This is a genomic window from Enterobacter sp. QK-SA4 (assembly GCF_056856775.1).
The window spans coordinates 1,612,860-1,633,603 of record NZ_JBXFXH010000007.1; the positions used below are offsets into that span (position 1 = coordinate 1,612,860).

A 20,744-nucleotide genomic window follows, 5' to 3' on the forward strand; every position below is an offset into this window, starting at 1 on the left:
AGAAAACAGAGATGGAACAAGCGCATACCCGGTTAATCGCTCAACTGAATGAACGGATCGCCGCGCCTGACAACACGCCGCTGTACCTGAAATTTGCCGAAACGGTAAAAAACGCGGTGCGCAGCGGGGTGCTGGAGCACGGGAATATTTTGCCCGGCGAGCGCGATCTGAGCCAGTTAACCGGGGTGTCGCGCATCACTGTGCGAAAGGCGATGCAGGCGCTGGAGGAAGAGGGCGTGGTGACGCGCTCCCGTGGCTATGGCACGCAAATCAACAATATCTTTGAATATTCGCTGAAAGAGGCGCGCGGTTTTTCCCAGCAGGTAGTGCTGCGCGGCCAAAAGCCTAATACGCTGTGGGTCAACAAGCGGGTGGTGAAGTGCCCGGAAGAGGTCGCAAACCACCTGTCGATTCCTCCGGACAGCGAGGTCTTTTTGCTCAAGCGCATTCGCTATGTGGATGACGATGCGGTGTCGATTGAAGAGTCCTGGGTGCCGGTTGGCCTCATTCCCGATCCGGATGCGATTGGCATTTCGCTGTACGACTACTTCCGCAGCCAGAATATCTTCCCGCAGCGCACCCGTTCACGGGTTAGCGCCCGCATGCCGGACAGCGAGTTTCAGGCGCACATTAAGATGGACGAAAAAATACCGGTGCTGGTGATCAAGCAGGTTGCGCTTGACCAACAGCACCGGCCGATTGAGTACAGCATCAGCTACTGTCGCAGCGATCTATACGTCTTTGTGTGCGAGGAATAATTCGTCGCGAGTCGGGGCGCAGTCCCCGCCGCGGTGGCTGACTACCCAGGACGCCACAGCGTTCCCCAGCAGAACGGCGTCTGCCAGTGACCATCCCGCCGCCAGCCCGGCAAGCGTGCCGCCCGCGTGGCTGTCGCCAGCGCCAATGGTGTCCACAACCGTCGCCGGAAACGCCGGAACAACGCCCGAGACGTCACCGTCATACCATGTGGCGCCGTCTTTATCATGCCGCACAATCAGCGCGGCGCCGAAGCGCTGCTGCCACTCCGCACCCAGGTTTTCAGCCGCTACGCCCAGTCGTTCGGCTGCGATCTCCGCTTCCTGACGATTGAGCGACACGATCGGCCTGCAGGCCATAATCCGCGCCATCAGCGCGTCGGGGATATCCGCGATGCGAGGGCCGAAATCGATAAACGCCGTCACGTCCCGCAACCCCTCCAGCCAGCGTGTCAGCAGCTCGCCGCACGGCGAGGCCAGCTGGTAGCCGGATAAGTAGACCAGGCTCTTCGACGGGATGTTAAGCACATCAAGCCAGCGCTGCTGCCACTGGTTCTCCACGCCGCTAAAGGACATAAAGGTGCGCTCGCCGTCTGGCTCCACCAGCGCCAGGCACCAGCCGTTATCGCCGGTTTCGGCCTCGATGGCGCTGTGCAGATCCTGCTTCGCCATGGCGTTGCGGATGATGTCCGCCCATACCCCGTGACCAACGGGCAGGGCGTTTTGCGCTGTAATGCCGAGCCGCTTCAGGGCGATGGCGATATTCAGCGCGCAGCCGCCAATATTCACGCCCTGCTGTTTGAGCTCGATATCGCACCCGCGCCAGGGCAGGGCGTAGGCGTCGGCGATGACGTCTATCACCGCCGCGCCCAGCACCGTCACCGGGCGCGTGGCGTGCAGGGTGTCGAGACGTTGGGCAAATGAACTCATACGCCCTCCCTTTGCTCCCGGTAGTGCAGCAGTTTCTCGCTATAGTGGCCGAAATCGAGCCGGTTGACGGCGTCGAGTTCGGCTTTGAGCGCCGGGTCAATCGCCTGCACGCCATGGAGCGCGCCGCAGATGGCCGTCGCCATCGCGCCAATAGTGTCGGTATCGCCGCCCAGGTTGGCGCATAAAATGGCGCAGCGGTTTGGGTCGGTTCCCGCCAGTTCGACCATCGCAATGGCCGCCGGAACGGACTCAATGGTGCTGGTTCCGGCCCCCACAAGCTGGTAAACCTGCTCGCTGGCGGACTCAACCCCGTTGGCTTCCCGTACGGTCTTAAGCGCCAGCTCAATACGTGCCGCCAGCGACGCGCTGAAGGTGGTGGTTTTCGCCTCCTGCGCGTAGCGGGCGATACCCGGCAGCGCATCGACGATGTTCTGCCAGCTTTCGCCGTCGACGGCGCGGGAAATCGCCCAGGCAATCACCACCGCGCCGGCAATAGCGAGGTCGGATTTATGGGTCGGGCTGGAGGCCAGCGCCACCTGCTCAACAAAGTGTTCCAGACGCGTGGCCGGGAGCAGGCAGCCCAGCGGGGAGGCGCGCATCGCCGCCCCGTTGGTTACGCCGTTGTTGTCCAGTTCGCTAACCGGCTTGCCGTCGCGAATCGCATTAAGCGCGATTTTGGAGGTCGGGCCGAGCACGTTCTTATTAAACGCGTCGAAATCGAGCGCCCAGCGCAGAATATGCTTGCCGATAACGTCCGCGTTAATCTCCCCGTCGCACTCGATGAGCGCGTCCGCCAGGCACAGCGCCATTGAGGTATCGTCGGTGAACTCTGCCTGTTTGAAATAGCAGGCCGCATTATTCTCTGCCGGGCCGGGTAAAAAGCGGTCGATCCAGCCGAAGTGCGCCTTGACGCGCTTTCTCGGCCACAGCTCCGACGGCATGCCCATCGCATCGCCTAACGCCTGCCCGTAAAGGGCACCGAGAACACGTTCTTGTTTCATTTAACTTCCCCTTGTGTCAGCGCGGCATCGCTATCAACCACCTCAATTGCGGCGATCTCTTTATCCGATTCGCGGAAAAACAGCATAAACAGCACGGCAATCACGGCAATCATGATTGCACCAAACGTCCACATTCCGGCCCAGTTGAAGGTCAGCCCATTCACCGGCTCTTTGTATGCGAACATTTTTTCCATCATCACGCCGCCCAGGCGGTAACCCAGCAGGCTACCAAAGCCCTGACAGCACAGCGTAATCAGGCCCTGCGCGGCGGTGCGCATGTGCACCGGCGCTTTTTTGTCCACGTAGATGTACGCGGTGACGTAATAAAAGTCGTAGCTTACGCCGTGCAGCAGAATGCCGAGGAACAGCAGGGCGTAGGTGAAGTACTGTTCCGCTCCGCCGTAAATGAAGAACCCGTAGCGGATGGCGGCGGTAATCAGACCCAGCAGTAAGACCTTCTTAATACCAAAGCGTTTGGTAAAGAACGGCAGGGCGAGCATAAAGAAGATTTCGGAGAACTGGCCGAGCGTCATCCAGCCGGTGGCGTTTTTCATCCCCACTTCGGTGAGATAGCCGTTGGCGAAGATGTAATAGAAGGCCAGCGGCATGGCGAACAGGAACGAGCAGAAGAAGAACACCAGGAAGTTTCTGTCGCGCAGCAGGATCAGCGCGTCCAGCCCGAGCATCACTTTGAAATCCAGCTTGCCGGTACTTTTCGGCGGCGTATTCGGCAGGAACAGGGCAAAGACGCCGAGCAGGGCGGAGCTGGCTGCCGTCATCAGCAGCGGGATGTTGGTGTCGGAAATATCGCTGTAGCCCAGCATCTGCGGCAGGAACCCGCACGCAAGACCGGAGGCGATCCAGCCGATGGTGCCTATCACGCGGATGCACGGGAAATCGGCCTCGACGTCGTCCACGTTGGCAAAGGCGATACTGTTGGTCAGCGCGATGGTTGGCATATAGGTCAGGGAGTAAACCAGCAGCAGCGGGAAGAAGGTGCTGAACTGGGTTTGCTGTGCGGCGAAGTACATCAGAATCGCACCGGCGAACATCAGCGCTGACAGCACTTTCTGCGCGGCGAAGAAGCGGTCCGTCAGCGAGCCGACCAGAATCGGGGAGAGGATCGCGGCAATGGCGGTACAGGCGTAAGACCAGCCGATTTCCCCGGCGGTAAAACCGCTTTTGCTCAGCCACAGCCACAGCGGCACAAACCACGCGCCCCAGATAAACCATTCAACAAACATCATGAATGACAGTTGGACTTTCGTTTTCATTTTTCAATCCTGCATGTCAGAGAGGGTACGCCTTTAACATACCACTCAATAATACCTTTTAAATACCTTTGTGGCGATTGTTTGATCAATGTAACAGTTTTGTTGTACACGAATCGAGCCAGCAGATTGTGCTGAAAAAAAATGCAAAAGGTGGAAAATCTGTTAAGTCGGTACCAGGCTTAGTCTGCCCATAAAAGATGGGACTGGATAAACACACACCGACACGACGTCGGACTTACGGGAGTATCACATGACTGATATTGCGCAGTTGCTTGGCAAAGACGCCGACAGCCTTTTACAGCATCGTTGTATGACCATTCCAGCCGACCAGCTGTATCTGCCTGGTCACGACTACGTTGACCGCGTGATGATCGATAACAACCGTCCGCCTGCGGTCCTGCGAAATATGCAGACGCTTTACAACACCGGGCGGCTCGGCGGCACCGGGTATCTCTCAATCCTGCCGGTGGACCAGGGCGTTGAGCACTCTGCGGGCGCCTCTTTTGCGGCGAATCCTCTCTACTTCGATCCGAAGAACATTGTTGAGCTGGCGATTGAGGCGGGCTGTAACTGCGTGGCGTCGACCTACGGAGTGCTGGCCTCGGTTTCGCGTCGCTATGCCCACCGCATTCCATTCCTCGTGAAGCTGAACCACAACGAAACCCTTAGCTACCCAACCGAGTATGACCAGACCCTTTACGCCAGCGTCGAGCAGGCGTTCAACATGGGCGCGGTGGCGGTAGGGGCGACGATTTACTTCGGCTCCGAACAGTCCCGTCGTCAGATTGAAGAGATCTCCGCGGCGTTTGAGCGTGCGCACGAGCTGGGAATGGTCACCGTACTGTGGGCATATCTGCGCAACAACGCGTTCAAGAAAGACGGCGTGGATTACCATGTATCCGCCGACCTGACCGGGCAGGCGAACCACCTGGCGGCGACCATCGGCGCGGATATTGTGAAGCAGAAAATGGCCGAGAATAACGGCGGCTATAAAGCGGTGAACTTTGGCTACACCGACGATCGCGTTTACAGCAAGCTGACCAGCGATAACCCGATCGACCTGGTGCGCTACCAGCTGGCGAACTGCTACATGGGCCGCGCGGGGCTGATTAACTCAGGCGGCGCGGCGGGCGGTGATACCGACCTGTCAGACGCGGTGCGTACGGCGGTGATCAACAAACGTGCGGGCGGCATGGGGCTGATCCTTGGCCGCAAGGCGTTCAAGAAATCGATGGCCGACGGCGTGAAGCTGATCAATGCGGTTCAGGACGTCTATCTGGATAGCAAAGTCACGATTGCCTGACGGCTCCATCTCCCTCTCCCGGTGGGAGAGGGCATCATCGCGCACCGTGCGAAACATCAGCGCAAAAGCACGCAGTCCGGCGGCAGCCGACACTGTAGCGCGCCGGGCAACACCTCAATGCGGAACTGCGTCCCGCTCAGCGGCTCTCCGTCGAGGTTAAAGGTCATCCCGTGGGGAGCATTCACTTCAAACCACGCTGATTTCCCGGCGATGATATTTGGACTCTCTTCCGGCTGCGTCAGCGTGGTAAACAGCGCGGGCAGCAGGCCGTCGCCAGTGAAAATACGCAGCTGGAGCTGACCGTCATTAATCAGCGCCTCCGGGCACAGCTGCTGTCCGCCGCCCGCCTGACGTCCGTTGCCAATCCCAATTACCAGCGCGTCACCCTGCCACTGAAAATCCTCGCCGCGAATTTCGCAGTGGTCAGGCTTGAGGGTGTCCATGCGCATCAGACCGTGGATCAGGTATGACACGCCGCCCAGCGCCGCCTTCAGCTTTTCCGGCGTTTCGCTGGTGATGCGCGTGCCAAACCCGCCGGTCGCCATATTGATAAAGCAGGTTTTATCATTTACCTGCGCAATATCCACAGCGGTGGCTTTGCCGAGGATCGCCAGCTGGAGCGCCTTCTCCAGCTCTTCCGGGATCCCGGCGCTGGTGGCAAAATCATTGGCTGTGCCGAGCGGTAATATACCCATCATCGGCCGGTTTGCCGGGGGCAGGTCGATAAGCGCTGACGCAATCTCATTGATGGTGCCGTCGCCGCCCCCGGAAATGATGGTGCTGACGCCAAGCCCGAGAGCTTCATTGATATAGCGTGCCGCGTCGCCTTTTTCCCACGTCACCCGAACGTGAATGCGCGCGCCATCGTCACGCAAACCTATGATGGCCTGACGCAGCAGATCGTTGCCCGCACTTTTGCCATTGAGAATCAATAAACTGTCTGGATAGGTTGCCATCCGCGCTGCTCCCTTTTTTAGCGTTAGTAAGAGTGTATAGCAGAGAGGAAAAAAGCGGGTAAGAACAGGATGAAAGGAACAAAATATGCCCGAAAGCGCGTTACACTCCAGCGATGATAGTAACGTAATCACAGGAAAGTGATGATGAATAAAATTTTGGTAAGCGCGTGCCTGATGGGCTTAAAGGTTCGTTACAACGGAAGTGAAAAAGCGCGAATGAACGAGCTGCTCGCTCGCTGGCAGCAGGAACAGCGTCTGGTTATCCACTGCCCTGAACTTGCGGCCGGGCTGACTGTACCTCGTCCTCCGGCAGAGATTATGTCCGCTGATGGCAAAGACGTAATGCACGGGCAAGCCAGAATTAGTGAAAATACAGGGCAGGATGTGACTGAGCAGTATCAGCTTGCAGCCTGGCTCGCGCTACGCGCTGCTCAGGAGTCGGGGTGTAGCGCAGCACTATTAACCGATGGCAGCCCAACGTGCGGCAGTCAGTTTATTTATGACGGATCTTTTCGCGGGATACATAAAGCGGGGAGGGGTGTTGCTGCATCGTTGCTCGCAGAGCATGGGATAGCCGTGTTCTCGGAGGGGCAAATCGACGAACTGATTGCCTGGGTTGAGGAGAGAGAAGGCAAAAAATAAGCCCGCGTAAGGGAGATTACGCAGGCTAAGGAGGTGGTTCCTGGTACAGCTAGCATTTATGGGTTATGTTTTTCAGCGGGGGGATAATACCCGTATTGAACGAAGCGGTATGTGATCCGATTCTAAGAATTATCCCAGCGCGAAAAAATTTCCCTGATTAACTATTTGCCGTGTGGGTTTCGGGTGCTTTCACCGTTGAAGTTACGCATCAGCAGCGCGAACTTCAGCTCCACCTCTTCCGGAACCGGCAGCCAGACGGTATGACCGTCACCCGGCGCCACGTCAATCGCTTCGCCTTTGCCGTTTTCCAGATGTTCCAGCGTAAAGTTCATGTTGCCCTGCGGGGTCATCAGCTCCAGGCTGTCGCCTTTGGTGAATTTGTTTTTCACCGCCACGGCCGCCAGCGCGCCTTTGCGCTCGCCGGTGAAGTCGCCGACAAACTGCTGGCGCTCGGAAACGGAGTAGCCGTGCTCGTAGTTCTGGTAGTCGTCATGGGTATGACGACGCAGGAAGCCTTCGGTATAGCCGCGGTGCGCCAGGCCTTCCAGAGTTTCCAGCAGGCTGGTATCGAACGGTTTACCGGCCGCCGCATCGTCGATGGCTTTGCGGTACACCTGCGCGGTGCGCGCGCAGTAGTAATAGGATTTGGTGCGGCCTTCAATCTTCAGGGAGTGCACGCCCATCTGGGTCAGACGCTCAACGTGGGCGATGGCGCGCAGATCTTTCGAGTTCATGATGTAGGTGCCGTGCTCGTCTTCAAAGGCGGTCATGTACTCGCCCGGGCGTTTGGCTTCTTCAATCATAAACACGCTGTCGGTTGGCGCGCCGATGCCCAGCGTAGGCTCGACGTTGGTCACCGGGATCGGCTCGTGCTTATGCACGATGTTGCCGACGTCATCCTCTTTGCCTTCCTGGACGTTATATTCCCAGCGGCAGGCGTTGGTGCAGGTGCCCTGGTTCGGGTCGCGCTTGTTGATATAGCCGGAGAGCAGGCAGCGGCCGGAGTAGGCCATGCACAGCGCGCCGTGAACGAAGATTTCGATTTCCATATCCGGCACCTGGGTGCGGATTTCTTCGATCTCTTCCAGCGAAAGCTCTCGGGACAGAATGACGCGGGTCAGCCCCATCTGCTTCCAGAACTTCACCGTCGCCCAGTTGACGGCGTTAGCCTGGACGGAGAGGTGAATATCCATCTCCGGGAAGTTCTCCCGAACCAGCATGATTAAACCCGGGTCCGACATGATCAGCGCGTCCGGCCCCATATCCACCACCGGCTTCAGGTCGCGGATGAACGTTTTCAGCTTGGCGTTGTGCGGCGCGATGTTCACGACCACGTAGAATTTCTTGCCCAGGGCATGCGCTTCGTTGATGCCGAGCTGCAGGTTCTCGTGGTTGAATTCGTTGTTACGCACGCGCAGCGAGTAGCGCGGCTGGCCCGCGTAAACGGCGTCGGCACCGTAGGCGAAAGCGTAACGCATATTTTGCAGCGTTCCCGCCGGGGAAAGGAGTTCCGGTTTAAACATGTTTGTTCTCGTTCTGATGACAGGTCAGATCCGCGTGCACCAGGTGCAGCGGTAAGGGGAGATCCCCCACTTTAAGGGCGGGCATTGTAGCGCTGCGGGGCAGGGAGGTAAAGCGCGGGGTCGTATCACCGCTCATCCGGCGCCGACTGAACGCCACTGCTTTTGCTTAATTCGAATCAACCAGATACAGGAAAACTCGCTGATAGTGGAGTCGTATATCACTATTGAGCGTCGTCAAGTCGGCTGTTCAGGCACCTATCCGAACACGTAGCTTGATTAATGCAGAGAAAAAGACGGAATCTGTTTATGAACCGTTACCATTTATCAGGGGAAAAGTATGGCGAGGCTGGATTTCTGTGAGCTTGCTTCTGCAAGCGCAGATACTGCGGATAGCGACCAATTTGAGAAATTCGCAAAGATATTCATGGAAAAAATTTTGGGAGGGGTTGTAACTAAAGGCCCAAGCCGGGGGGCGGACGGCGGCATAGATATACGGGTTGAGTTTGATATTGCCGGACGTCGCATTGCCAAACTGGTTAGCTGCAAACACTATGCTCCGTCTAAAAAGTCCGTTGGCCGCAGTGATGAAGAAGACATTCAGGACAGACTTGCTGAATTTGAATGTGATGAGTTTGTTGGATTCTATTCCACCATTGCATCGTCCGGACTTGAGCAAAAACTTGAGCGACTGAAAGATAAAAAAGGGATTTTGTACCAGATTTATAATTCAGAGGATATTGAAACCTTGTTACTGGAAAATCACGCGGGCTTTCAGTTAGCAAAGCGTTTTTTTCCTCGTTCATTACAAAATATATTACCACAGTTTATTGCCCTACTGCCCACCTTCACATCCCATGATGCAGAACATTACTCTTCAGGTTGGATAGTCCCGGAGGTTTATGGTGACGATGAACCTCGGGTCTACGCCTGTAATGCTGTTTTGGCAGCACAGTATGCAAATGAAAAGGCGATGAATGATATCCATGAACCGATGTTCTTGCAGGCATGGAAAGATGCCGTCCATATGTTTTCAGACTATTTTATTATTCCTGCGGCTGGTATTGACAGTGTAAGCAATATTAATGAATTACCACCGGACTGGAATACATCAGGCGATATAATAAAGTTATCCGCGGGGAAACGATGGGCACTTTTGGCTATCTGGAGTTTTGTTGATGAGGAAAAGGTTAATGCTATTTTGAAGAAAATGCATAAACATCCTTCTCAGCAAGATTTGAATGTTACTGGCTTCGCTTTCCTGGCGATGATAACAGGCACCGAGCGTCGCGACGTATTAGCGCGACTTTTTGCTTATGCTACACCTTTTCGTTTCCCGGTAAGCCCACAGTTTTGATGCCTGGCGTCTCTGCCCCGCCGTGCGGCGGGCACTATTTTCACATTATCCTGCATGCATCCGCTTCCCAGCGATACCCCACGCCATACACCGCGCGAATAAACGACTGCTCGGCGTCCAGCGCCTCCAGCTTGCGGCGCAGGTTTTTGATATGGCTGTCGATGGTGCGGTCGGTCACGACGCGGTAATCGTCATACAGGTGGTTTAGCAGCTGTTCGCGGGAGAAGACTTTTCCCGGCTCGTGGGAGAGGGTTTTCAGCAGGCGGAACTCCGCAGGGGTCAGGTCCAGCAGCTTGCTGCGCCAGCTCGCCTGGAAGCGGCTTTCGTCGACAATCAGCGGGCTTTCGGCGTCCAGCACCTGAAGCTCGCGCTGCGGCCTGCAGCGGCGGAGAATGGTTTTCACGCGGGCGACCACTTCACGCGGGCTGTAGGGCTTGCAGATGTAATCATCCGCGCCAATTTCGAGCCCCAGCAGGCGGTCAATCTCTTCAATTTTGGCGGTGACCATGACGATCGGCACGTCGGAGAAGCGACGAATTTCCCGGCACAGGGTCAGCCCGTCAACGCCCGGCAGCATTAAATCAAGCAGGATCAGATCCGGCGGGGTCTGGCGCACGTATGGCAGCACCTGGTCGCCGTGGCTGATTAGCGATGGAGCGTAGCTGGCCGCACGTAAATAGTCGATCAGCAGCTGCCCAAGCTTCGGCTCGTCTTCCACGATCAAAATGCGCGGCGTGTTTTCGTCAATCGGTAACTCGGTCATACTTCTCTCGATAAATCCCGTTCCAGAGGTAACTCTACTGTAATGCTAACCCCGCCAAAAGGCGAATGGGCGGCGCGGATCGTGCCATTATGCGCCTCAACGATGTTAACGCAAATCGCCAGCCCCAGGCCGGAACCGCCGCTGGCGCGGTTGCGGGAGCCTTCGGTACGGTAAAAACGTTCAAACAATTTTTCCAGCTGCGCGTCCTGCACGCCGGGGGCGGAATCCGCGAAGGTGAGGGCAAAGCGCCCGTTTTCCTGCCTGCCGGAGATATGTAGCCTGCCGCCGCTGTCGGTGTAGCGCAGGCTGTTTTCCAGCAGGTTATTGAATAGCTGCATCAGCCGGTCCTTGTCGCCAAACACCACCGCTCTGTCCGGCAGGGAGAGGTCGATTTTCAGGTTGCGGCTGGCAAACCGCTCGCGGAACGCGCCGCTGATCACTTCCAGAATGTTAATCACGTCTACCGGCGCCTTCTGGTAGGCCAGCGCGCCTTCGTCGGACATGGAGAGCTGGTGGAGATCGTCCACCAGCTTGGTGAGCGTGCCCACCTCCGCCTGCAGAGAGGCCACCGATTCGGGCGTAAACTGGCGCACGCCGTCCTGTATGGCCTCCAGCTCGCCGCGCAGCACCGCCAGCGGCGTGCGCAGCTCGTGGGAGATATCGGCCATAAAGTCGCGGCGCATCTGCTGGTTCTTCTCCAGCGTGCTGGCGAGCTGGTTAAAATCCTGCGCCAGCTTGCCCAGTTCGTCCTGGCTGCGGGTATCGACGCGGGTGGTAAAATCCCCGGCGGCCAGCTTGTGCGTGCCTTCCACCAGCCGTTTCACCGGGGCGAGCAGGCCGCGCGCCAGCGGGAAGGTAGCGAGCGCGGCGAGCAGGGTGGAGAGGGCGACAATCAGCCAGCTTGTCCGGCGCTGCTGGCGGTCAAAGTTGATGTCGGTGTTGCGCGTCAGGCGCTCCACCGGAGAGGCGATAACCCAGCCGACTGTCGCATTGTTGACTTTAATCGCACGACGGGTGCCGTCCGGCGGTATCGGCGCACGCGGACCCACCAGAGTGCGCATGTCCTGATCAATCACCCAGAACTGGGTGCGCCAGCCGTGCGGCGGCATGCCCGGCCCCGGGCGATCGTCACCGGTATCGTGCTCCAGCGAGCGCAGGATCTGGAAAATAAAGCGATCGTTATTGCGCAGAAAACGCCAGTTGCCGTGCTGGGCGTACTGTTCACTCAGCGCATCGCTTAAGCCCTGTAAACGCTGTTCATTGCCATGCTTGATGTAATCAATAAAACCGCGCTCAAAGCTGATCCGCACCGCCCAGTGCATGGTGATCAGCAGGACGATACAGGTGGCAAATATCGCCACGAAGAGCTTGCCGGTAATGCCCGGACGCCAGAATTTCATGAACCACTCCTTTTGCCGCGCCTAATCACGACGTTCTTGCTGGTATCATCCGGCACTCTGGCGAAGATGAAAGCGGGCAGGGCGATGATGACCGCCATGCTGAGATAGGTATACAAAAAGACCTGATGCGCCACCGGCGTGTCGACGCTGAGGTGGTGCTGGCCGTACATGCCGAGCAGTAAACCCGCGATGGTCACCCCGACGCTCATCGAAAGCTGCATGATCATCGACAGCAGGCTGTTGCCGCTGCTTGCCAGATCGTCCGGCAGGTCCTTCAGCGTCAGGGTATTCATCGACGAGAAGCGCATGGAGTTGACGATCCCCTGGCAGAACAGCACCAGCGGCAGAACGTAGTACCAGCCCATCAGCGCCACGGCCATAAACAGCAGACTCACCAGCGCCAGCCCCAGCGTGGCGGTCACCAGCACGCGACGATAGCCAAAGCGGTTCACCACCTGTACCACGATGCGCTTCATTCCCATGCTGCCGAGCACCATCGGGATCATCATCAGGCCCGCGTGGAACGGCGAAAATCCCATTCCGATTTGCAGGAAAACGGGCGTCATAAACGGCAGCATGCCGCTGCCGACGCGCCCGGCGAAGCTGCCGAACAGGCCAAGGCGATAGGTAGGGTTTTTAAACAAGCTCAGGCTGAACAGCGCCTTATCGTTACCTCTGGCATGCCGCAGATACCACAGAATGGCGGTGATGCCGATAACGACCAGCATCCCCAGCGTCAGGGGCGAAATCCCCAGCCCTTTTTGCCCGTCGAGCGCCAGGGTAAGCGTGGCCATGCCCGCCGCCAGCAGGATAAAGCCAAAGAAATCAAAGCGCCGCGTCTGCATTTTGTAGTTCGGCATCAGCGTCAGGGTGGCGATGGCGCCGATGATGCCAACAGGAAGATTGATTAAGAAGATCCAGTGCCAGGAGGCGTACTCCACCAGAATGCCGCCGAGCGCCGGGCCCAGCAGCGGCCCCACCTGACCGGGTAGGGTCACAAAGGTCATCGCCGCCATGTACTGCTCGCGCGGCACGATCTTCATCACCGTTAGCCGCCCGACAGGGACCATCATCGCCCCGCCGACGCCCTGCAGCACGCGCGCCATCACCAGCTGGTCGAGGGTGTTGGCCTGGGCGCAAAACAGCGAGCCGGTGGTAAACAGCACGATGGCGGTAAAGAAGATATTCCGCACGCCCACTTTATCCGCCAGCCAGCCGCTGGCGGGCAGCATGACGGCTACCGTCAGCACGTAGGAGACAATCACCATGTGCATATGCAGCGGGCTCTCCCCCAGGCTTTTTGCCATGGAGGGGAGGGCGGTGTTGACGATGGTCGTATCCAGCGACTGCATAAAGAAGCCGAAAGCGACTATCCATAGCTGCCAGCGAACGTTAGCGGGGAGATCGGTCATTTACTCGGTCACCGTGGTTCTGTTTTTACGCGAGAAGCGCAGCCGCAGGAGGTCGAAGAACAGATAGACCACCGGCGTGGTGTACAGCGTCAGCAGCTGGCTCATCACCAGGCCGCCGACAATGGTGATCCCCAGCGGCTGGCGCAGCTCGGAGCCGTCGCCGCCCGAGATAACCAGCGGCAGCGCGCCAAACAGCGCCGCCAGGGTGGTCATCATGATCGGACGAAAACGCAGCAGGCAGGCCTGGAAGATGGCCTCTTCCGGCGATAGATTGCCGTTGCGCTGGGCGTCCAGCGCGAAGTCGACCATCATGATCGCGTTTTTCTTCACGATGCCGATCAACAGCATGATTCCGATGAGCGCGATCAGGCTGAACGGCGCGCTGAACAGCTCCAGCGCCAGCAGCGCCCCAACGCCCGCCGACGGCAGCGTCGAGAGAATGGTCAGCGGGTGAACGTAGCTCTCGTACAGCACGCCCAGCACAATATAAACCGTGGCGATGGCGGCCAGAATCAAAATCACCTGTGAATTCATCGTCTCCTGGAACACCTGCGCGGTGCCGGCAAAGCTGCCGCGCACGGTGGACGGCACGCCAAGCTGCGTCATCGCGCGGTTAATTGCGTCGCTGGCTTCAGAAAGCGACGAACCGGCGGGCAGGTTAAAGGAGATAGTCGACGCCGCCGATAGCCCCTGGTGGTTCACCGACAGCGGCGCGTTGGCCGGCTGCCAGCTGGCAAAGTAGGAGAGCGGAATCGCCTTGCCGTCGTTGTTAATCACAAACATTTTGTCCAGAGCGCTGATGTCCTGGGTGTAGCGCGGATCGACCTCCATCACCACCTTGTACTGGTTCATCGGCTGGTAGATGGTGGAGATCTCGCGCTGGCCGAAGGCGTTGTTCAGCAGGCTGTTGGCGGCTTCAACGTTAATGCCCAGCCGCGACATGGTTTCGCGGTCGTAGGTCAGGGCCATCTCGGCGCCGTTATCCTGCTGATCGGAGTTGACGTCCGCCAGCTGCGGCAGGGCGGCCAGCGCCTTGCGGATCTTCGGCTCCCACTCCCGCAGGGCGGCTAAATCGTCCGAGAGCAACGTGTACTGATAGCTGGCGTTCGCCTGACGGCCGCCGACGCGGATATCCTGAACGGCCATCAAAAACAGGTTTGCCCCCGGCTCTTTGGCGAGCTTCACCCGCAGGCGGTCAATCACCTGCTGGGCGGTTTCGTTGCGCTCGCCGCGCGGTTTCAGGGTAATAAACATCATCCCGCTGTTGACGCGTGACCCGCCGGTAAAGCCGGTGACATTATCCACGGCTTTGTCTTCACGAATGATCTTCATGAAGTCCTGCAGCTTGCCGCGCATCGCCTGGAACGAAATGCTCTGGTCCGCCTGAATCCCCCCCATCAGCACGCCGGTGTCCTGCTCCGGGAAGAACGTTTTCGGGATGGTGATGTACATCCAGACGTTGAGCACGATGGTGCCGATCAGCACCAGGCCAACCAGCCGCGTATGGTTCAGCACCCACTTCAGCGATTTGCCGTAGCCTTCCTGCATCGCCATCAGGAAGCGACCAAAACCTTTGCGACGAGGCTGCGAGTGCGGTTTGCTGCGCTTGAGCATCCAGCCGCACATCATCGGCGTCAGCGTTAAGGAGATCGCCAGCGAAATGCCGATGGCGACGGAGAGGGTGACGGCAAACTCGCGCAGCAGCCTGCCCGGCAGCCCGCCCATCAGCAGCAGCGGCAGGAATACCGCCACCAGCGACAGGCTCATGGAGAGCACCGTAAAGCCCACCTCGCGCGTGCCCTGCAGCGCGGCCTGAAGCGGCTTCACGCCCGCTTCCAGGTGGCGGGAAATGTTTTCCAGCACCACGATGGCGTCATCCACCACGAAGCCCGTCGCTATCGTCAGGGCCATCAGCGACAGGTTGTTGAGGCTAAATCCGCACAGGTACATGGCGGCAAAGGTACCGATCAGCGAGACCGGCACGGCCACCGCCGGAATAAGCGTCGCGCGGCCGGATCGCAGGAACAGGAAGACCACCAGGATCACCAGGGCGACGGAGATAATCAGCGTTTGCTCCACCTCTTCAAGCGAGGCGCGAATGGTCGGGGAGCGATCCTGGGCAATTTGCAGATCGATTGCTGCCGGGATGGTCTCCTGCAGGTCCGGAAGACGGGCGCGAATGCTGTTCACCGTCTCAATAATGTTCGCTTCCGGCAGCTTGCGGATCATCAGCAGAATGGCCGGTTTCGCGTTGGTCATCCCGGCGTTGCGCACGTCCTGCACCGAGTCGGTAACGCTGGCAACGTCGCTCAAGCGCACCGCCGCGCCGTTGTTGTAGTGAATAATGAGCGGCTGATATTCCGCGGCGGTTTTCAGCTCGTCGTTAGTGTGGATCTGCCAGCGGTGGCTGCCGTCCTCAATCGCCCCCTGCGGTTTGCGGACGTTGGCCGTGCTGATGGCGGAGCGCACGTCATCCAGCGACACGCCCTGGTTGAACAGCGCCTGCGGGTTTAGGCCGACGCGCACGGCGGGCAGGGAGCTCCCGCCGACGCTCACGTCACCGACGCCGTTAATTTGTGAGATGGTCTGCGCCAGCTGGGTAGACGCAAAGTCGTAAAGCTGCCCCTGCGAGTACGTATCCGAGGTCAGCGTCAGGATCATGATCGGCGCATCGGACGGGTTGGCCTTGCGGTAGGTTGGGCGGCTCGGCATCCCGCTCGGCAGCAGGCTTTGTGCGGCGTTGATGGCCGCCTGCACGTCGCGCGCCGCGCCGTTGATATCCCGGTCGAAGCTGAACTCCAGAATGATGCGCGTGCTGCCCAGCGAGCTGCTGGAGGTCATCTCGTTGACCCCCGCAATTCGCCCGAGCGAACGCTCCAGCGGCGTGGCAACCGACGAGGCCATGGTCTCCGGTGACGCGCCCGGCAGCGAGGCGCTGACCATGATCACCGGGAAATCCACCTGCGGCAGGGGCGCTACCGGCAGCAGCCGGAAGCCCAGCACGCCGCAGAGGGTAATGGCGAGCGAGATTAATATCGTCGCCACCGGGCGATAAATGAAGAGGGCGAAAAACTTCACTTATGCCTCCTCTTCACGTTTCGGGAAACGGCTTTTGGTCCACAGCGCCAGACGGTCAAACAGCAGGTAGATCACCGGCGTAGTGAAGAGGGTCAGCACCTGGCTCACCAGCAGACCGCCGACCATGCCGATACCCAGCGGACGGCGCAGCTCCGCGCCGACGCCCGTGCTGAGCATCAGCGGCAGCGCGCCCAGCAGGGCGGCCAGCGTGGTCATCAGGATCGGACGGAAACGCAGCAGACAGGCCTGGAAGATGGCGTCGCGCGGCGACATGCCCTGCTCGCGCTCGGCGGCCAGGGCGAAGTCGATCATCATGATGGCGTTTTTCTTCACGATCCCGATAAGCAGGATAATGCCGATGATGGCAATGACGTCCAGCTCGCTGCCCGCCAGCATCAGCGCCAGCAGCGCTCCCACGCCCGCCGTCGGCAGGGTAGAGAGGATGGTGATCGGGTGGATAAAGCTTTCGTACAGCACACCAAGCACGATGTACATCGCCACGACCGCCGCGACGATAAGCCAGATGGTGTTACCCAGCGCGGCCTGAAACGCCAGCGTGCTGCCCTGGAACTGGGTCTGAATATCGGACGGGAAGCTGAGTTCTTTTTCAGCAGCCTGAATGGCCTCCACCGCTTCGCCGAGAGAATAATTGTCCGGCACGTTGAAGGAAATGGTGGTGGACGGGAACTGATCCAGATGGTTGATCGACAGCGGGGTATAGCGTTCTTCCACCGTGGCGATAGCGCTCAGCGGCACAATGCCGCCGTCTTTGCTGGTCAGGCGCACCGAGTCCAGCCCCGCCAGGCCAGGCGTGTTGTCCGTGTTGTGCTCCAGCACCACGCGATACTGGTTGGCCTGAGTGTAGATGGTGGAGATCAGGCGCTGACCGAAGGCGTTGTACAGGGCGTTGTCCACGTCTGACATGGTAATGCCCAGACGGCTGGCGGTATCGCGGTTGACGTTCACGTACGCCGCCAGCCCTTTGTCCTGCCAGTCGCTGCTGACGTCGGCGAGCTGCGGCAGGGTGTTAAGCTTGTTCACCAGCTGCGGCACCCAGGTGCTGAGCGCGTCCAGCGAGGTGGCCTGCAGCGTGAACTGGTACTGCGTGCGGCTGACCTGAGTATCAATGGTCAAATCCTGAATCGGCTGCAGGTAAAGTTCAACGCCCGGCACCCGCGCGACGGCGTTTTGCAGACGCTCAATGACGGCGTTGACGCGATCGTCGCGTTCATCCAGCGGCTTAAGGTTGATCTGCAGACGCGCGCTATTGAGCGACGGGTTGGTGCCGTCGACGCCCACGTAGGAGGTCAGACTCTCGACCGCCGGATCCTTCATGATGATTTCGGACACCTGCTGCTGGCGCTGGGCCATACTGGCGAAGGAGACCGACTGCGGGGCCTGAAGCGTGCCCTGAATAATGCCGTTGTCCTGGATCGGGAAGAAACCTTTCGGAATGAAAATCCACAGCATCACGCTGAGCGCCAGGGTTCCCAGCGCTACGCCGAGCGTGGCCCACGGATGGTTAAGGACTTTCGCCAGCACGCGTCCGTAGGCGGCAATAATCCGCTCGAACATGCGCTCGGAGGCGCGCGAGAAGCGGTTTTGCTTGCGCAGGGACTCGTGGCTCAGCATGCGGGCGCACATCATTGGCGTCAGGGTCAGCGACACCACGGCGGAGATCAAAATGGCGACCGCCAGCGTCACGGCAAACTCGCGGAACAGACGTCCGACGATATCGCCCATAAACAGCAGCGGGATCAGCACCGCAATCAATGAGAAGGTCAGCGAGATAATGGTAAAGCCGATCTCGCCCGCACCTTTTAGCGCGGCCGCCAGCGGTTTTTCTCCTTTCTCGATGTAGCGCGAGATGTTCTCGATGACCACGATGGCATCATCCACTACGAACCCGGTGGCGATGGTGAGCGCCATCAGCGTCAGGTTGTTAATCGAAAAATCGAGGAACACCATCACCGCAAAGGTGCCGACCAGCGAGAGCGGTACGGCGACGGCGGGAATAATGGTCGCCGGAACGTTGCGCAGGAACAGATAAATGATCATCACCACCAGCGCAATCGCCAGCATCAGCTCGAACTGAGTGTCTGTGACCGACGCGCGAATATTCGTGGTGCGGTCGGAAAGCACCTTCACGCTGACCGATTTCGGCAGACTTTCGATCAGCTGCGGCAGCATGGTGCGGATGCTGTCGGCGGTTTCAATGATGTTTGCGCCCGGCTGGCGCTGCACGTTCATCACGATCGCCTGCTGCTTGTTGGCCCAGGCCCCTAGCCAGCTGTTTTCCGCGCCTTGTTCTACGGTCGCCACGTCGCCAAGACGCACCGGCGCGCCGTTCTGGTAGGCGATAATCAGCTGACGATATTCGTCGGCGGACTGCATCTGGTCGTTCGCCGAGAGCGTGACGGCGCGGGTGGGGCCGTCCAGCGAGCCTTTTGCCGAGTTAACGTTGGCGCTGCTGATGGCGGTGCGGATGGTTTCGCTGGTCAGGCCCAGCGCGGCAATCGCCTGCGCGTTAAGCTTCACGCGCACGGCGGGGCGCTGGCCGCCCGCCAGCGTGACGAGGCCGACGCCGGAGACCTGTGAAATTTTCTGCGCCACGCGCGTTTCGACCATGTCTTCGACCTGGGTCATCGGCATGGCGGAGGAGGTGACGGCAAGCGTCATGATTGGCGGATCGGCCGGGTTCACCTTGCTGTAGACCGGCGGGTTGGGCAGGTCTGACGGCAGCAGGTTGGTGGCGGCGTTGATGGCGGCCTGCACCTCCTGCTCGGCGACGTCCAGCGACAGCGTCAGCTGGAACTGCAGCGTAACGACGGATGCCCCGCCGGAACTCTGGGAGGACATCTGTTTTAGCCCGGACATCTGGCCGAACTGGCGCTCCAGCGGAGCGGTAATGGCGGACGTCACCACGTCCGGGCTGGCTCCGGGATAGAGAGTGACAACCTGAATCGTTGGGTAATCCACCTCCGGCAGCGCCGACACGGGCAGGAAGCGATAGCCGATAATCCCAGCGAGCAGGATCGCCACCATCAGCAGCGTGGTGGCGACAGGACGGAGGATAAACAGGCGTGAAGGCCCGCCTGTAGAGCCTGGGGGCATCACCTGCATCAGGATTTCGCTCCCTGTTTCGCAGGTTCAACCACTTCCACTTTGGCCCCTTCGGTCAGACGGTCAATGCCGTCGGTGACCACGCGGTCGCCTGCGGAAAGGCCGGCGGCGATGACCACCGTCTGGCTGTCCTGGATACCGGTTTTCACCAGGTGCTTGCTGACCTTATTGTCGCTGTTAAGTACCCAGACGAAATTACCTTCGTTACCCATCTGCAGCGCAGCGGTGGGGATCACTACCGCGTTCTCTTCGGTCGCGACCAGCATACGCGCGTTGACGAACTGGTTCGGGAAGAGGGCATCGTCCTGATTGTTAAAGCGCGCCTTCAGCTTGATGGTGCCGGTGGTGGTGTCGATCTGGTTATCCAGGCTGAGCAGGGAACCTTCGCTCAGCTTCTGCTTGTTGCTGCGGTCCCAGGCTTCCACCACCAGCCCCTTCCCGGATTTTTGCGCCTGCACCACGGTCGCAATGTCGCTTTCCGGTAGGGTAAAGACTAAATCAATCGGGTGGGTCTGGGTGATGACCACGATGCCCGTGGTGTCGCCGCTGGAGATCTGGTTGCCGATATCGACCTGCTTCAGGCCCACGCGTCCGTCAATCGGCGCGGTGATGCGGCTCCAGTCCAGCTGCAGCTGGGCGCTGGCCACGGCGGCCTCGTCGGCTTTGATGGTGCCCTGCGTTTCGCTGACCAGCGACTGCTGGGTGTCCAGCTCCTGACGAGATACGAGGTTGGTTTTCACAAGCTGCTGGTAGCGGGCCAGATCGCGGCGGGCGTTGGCGAGCGTGGCTTTGTCTTTCGCGAGCTGCCCCTGCGCCTGGGCGAGGGCGACCTTAAACTGGCTCGGGTCTATTTCGGCCAGCAGATCGCCCGCTTTAACCTGCTGACCTTCCTGGAAGTGAATGGCCATCAGCTGGCCGTCGACGCGGCTACGCACCGTCACGGTGTTGGCGGCGGTAATGGTCCCAAGGCCAGTAAGATAGCGAGGAACGGCTTTATTCACTGCCGTCGCCGCCTGTACCGGCGCCAGCGCGCCGCCGCGCATGCCGTGACGCCCTCCGCCTGCCGGGCGCTGTGCCTGACTATTTGCACCCGCGGGGGCTGCGGAGTTCGCGGATTGACTGTGCCAGTACCAGGCGGCGGCAAGGACCACCACAATGATGCCAGCGGCGATTGCCCAGCGGGATTTGTTACTGCCTTTCATCGTTATACGTTCTCATCCTGAAGACTTC

General features: G+C 59.2%; 15 protein-coding genes. 4 read left to right on the top strand and 11 right to left on the bottom strand.

All coding sequences use genetic code 11. From position 1 onward, the window contains the following. Window positions 1-11 precede the first annotated feature (11 nt). Window positions 12-758, top strand: a complete 747-nt coding sequence (locus tag AC1VYI_RS09260) for a GntR family transcriptional regulator (protein ID WP_023312428.1) — start codon at window positions 12-14, stop codon at window positions 756-758. On the opposite strand, the gene AC1VYI_RS09265 is transcribed toward AC1VYI_RS09260, so the two are convergent. The 3 genes from AC1VYI_RS09265 to AC1VYI_RS09275 are packed head-to-tail and all read right to left on the bottom strand — an operon-like array spanning window position 732 to window position 3,960. Beyond that, a complete protein-coding gene (locus tag AC1VYI_RS09265) occupies window positions 732-1,685 on the bottom strand; it encodes a PfkB family carbohydrate kinase (RefSeq protein WP_134865931.1) in 954 nt (317 codons plus the stop codon). The two genes, AC1VYI_RS09260 and AC1VYI_RS09265, sit on opposite strands and share 27 nt — an antisense overlap. Beyond that, window positions 1,682-2,686: an ADP-ribosylglycohydrolase family protein gene (locus AC1VYI_RS09270; protein ID WP_023312426.1), complete on the bottom strand. Its 1,005-nt coding sequence runs from the start codon at window positions 2,684-2,686 to the stop codon at window positions 1,682-1,684. The genes AC1VYI_RS09265 and AC1VYI_RS09270 overlap by 4 nt, the downstream gene beginning before the upstream one ends. After that, window positions 2,683-3,960, bottom strand: coding sequence for a nucleoside permease (locus AC1VYI_RS09275; RefSeq protein ID WP_482879818.1), 1,278 nt, complete (start codon window positions 3,958-3,960; stop codon window positions 2,683-2,685). Before AC1VYI_RS09275 ends, AC1VYI_RS09270 begins: the two co-directional genes overlap by 4 nt. A gap of 250 nt (window positions 3,961-4,210) precedes the next feature. Here AC1VYI_RS09275 and fbaB point away from each other — a divergent pair, with 250 nt between their 5' ends. After that, window positions 4,211-5,263, top strand: coding sequence for a class I fructose-bisphosphate aldolase (gene fbaB / locus AC1VYI_RS09280; protein ID WP_023312424.1), 1,053 nt, complete (start codon window positions 4,211-4,213; stop codon window positions 5,261-5,263). Window positions 5,264-5,319: 56 nt separating this feature from the next. Here fbaB and yegS read toward each other — a convergent pair whose 3' ends face one another. Then, complete coding sequence (gene yegS / locus AC1VYI_RS09285; RefSeq protein ID WP_134865933.1) at window positions 5,320-6,219, bottom strand: lipid kinase YegS; 900 nt, start codon at window positions 6,217-6,219, stop codon at window positions 5,320-5,322. A gap of 141 nt (window positions 6,220-6,360) precedes the next feature. Between yegS and AC1VYI_RS09290 the strand changes: the two genes are divergently transcribed. Continuing rightward, on the top strand, window positions 6,361-6,861 hold the full coding sequence (locus AC1VYI_RS09290; RefSeq protein ID WP_134865934.1) for a 2-thiouracil desulfurase family protein: 501 nt from the start codon (window positions 6,361-6,363) through the stop codon (window positions 6,859-6,861). Window positions 6,862-7,022: 161 nt separating this feature from the next. On the opposite strand, the gene trhP is transcribed toward AC1VYI_RS09290, so the two are convergent. Further along, window positions 7,023-8,384 carry a prephenate-dependent tRNA uridine(34) hydroxylase TrhP gene (trhP, locus tag AC1VYI_RS09295; RefSeq protein WP_023312421.1) on the bottom strand — a complete coding sequence of 454 codons (1,362 nt, stop codon included), beginning with the start codon at window positions 8,382-8,384 and terminating at the stop codon, window positions 7,023-7,025. A 337-nt stretch (window positions 8,385-8,721) separates the two neighbouring features. On the opposite strand from trhP, the gene AC1VYI_RS09300 reads away from it, so the two are divergent. Then, window positions 8,722-9,738 (top strand): PDDEXK family nuclease, encoded by a 1,017-nt coding sequence (locus AC1VYI_RS09300; protein WP_134865935.1) that lies wholly within the window; start codon window positions 8,722-8,724, stop codon window positions 9,736-9,738. A gap of 40 nt (window positions 9,739-9,778) precedes the next feature. Here the strand turns inward: AC1VYI_RS09300 and baeR are convergent, their stop codons facing one another. The 6 genes from baeR to AC1VYI_RS09330 are packed head-to-tail and all read right to left on the bottom strand — an operon-like array spanning window position 9,779 to window position 20,716. Continuing rightward, window positions 9,779-10,501, bottom strand: a complete 723-nt coding sequence (gene baeR, locus AC1VYI_RS09305) for an envelope stress response regulator BaeR (protein WP_023312418.1) — start codon at window positions 10,499-10,501, stop codon at window positions 9,779-9,781. Next, entirely contained in the window at window positions 10,498-11,901 is a 1,404-nt protein-coding gene (baeS, locus tag AC1VYI_RS09310) for an envelope stress sensor histidine kinase BaeS (protein WP_134865936.1), read from the bottom strand. The genes baeR and baeS overlap by 4 nt, the downstream gene beginning before the upstream one ends. Continuing rightward, window positions 11,898-13,313 (bottom strand): MFS transporter, encoded by a 1,416-nt coding sequence (gene mdtD / locus AC1VYI_RS09315; RefSeq protein ID WP_126303446.1) that lies wholly within the window; start codon window positions 13,311-13,313, stop codon window positions 11,898-11,900. The genes baeS and mdtD overlap by 4 nt, the downstream gene beginning before the upstream one ends. Beyond that, entirely contained in the window at window positions 13,314-16,391 is a 3,078-nt protein-coding gene (gene mdtC, locus AC1VYI_RS09320; protein ID WP_134865937.1) for a multidrug efflux RND transporter permease subunit MdtC, read from the bottom strand. Beyond that, window positions 16,392-19,514: an MdtB/MuxB family multidrug efflux RND transporter permease subunit gene (locus AC1VYI_RS09325; RefSeq protein ID WP_134865938.1), complete on the bottom strand. Its 3,123-nt coding sequence runs from the start codon at window positions 19,512-19,514 to the stop codon at window positions 16,392-16,394. Continuing rightward, window positions 19,514-20,716: an MdtA/MuxA family multidrug efflux RND transporter periplasmic adaptor subunit gene (locus tag AC1VYI_RS09330; RefSeq protein ID WP_059444993.1), complete on the bottom strand. Its 1,203-nt coding sequence runs from the start codon at window positions 20,714-20,716 to the stop codon at window positions 19,514-19,516. Before AC1VYI_RS09330 ends, AC1VYI_RS09325 begins: the two co-directional genes overlap by 1 nt. Between the last annotated feature and the right edge of the window lie 28 nt (window positions 20,717-20,744).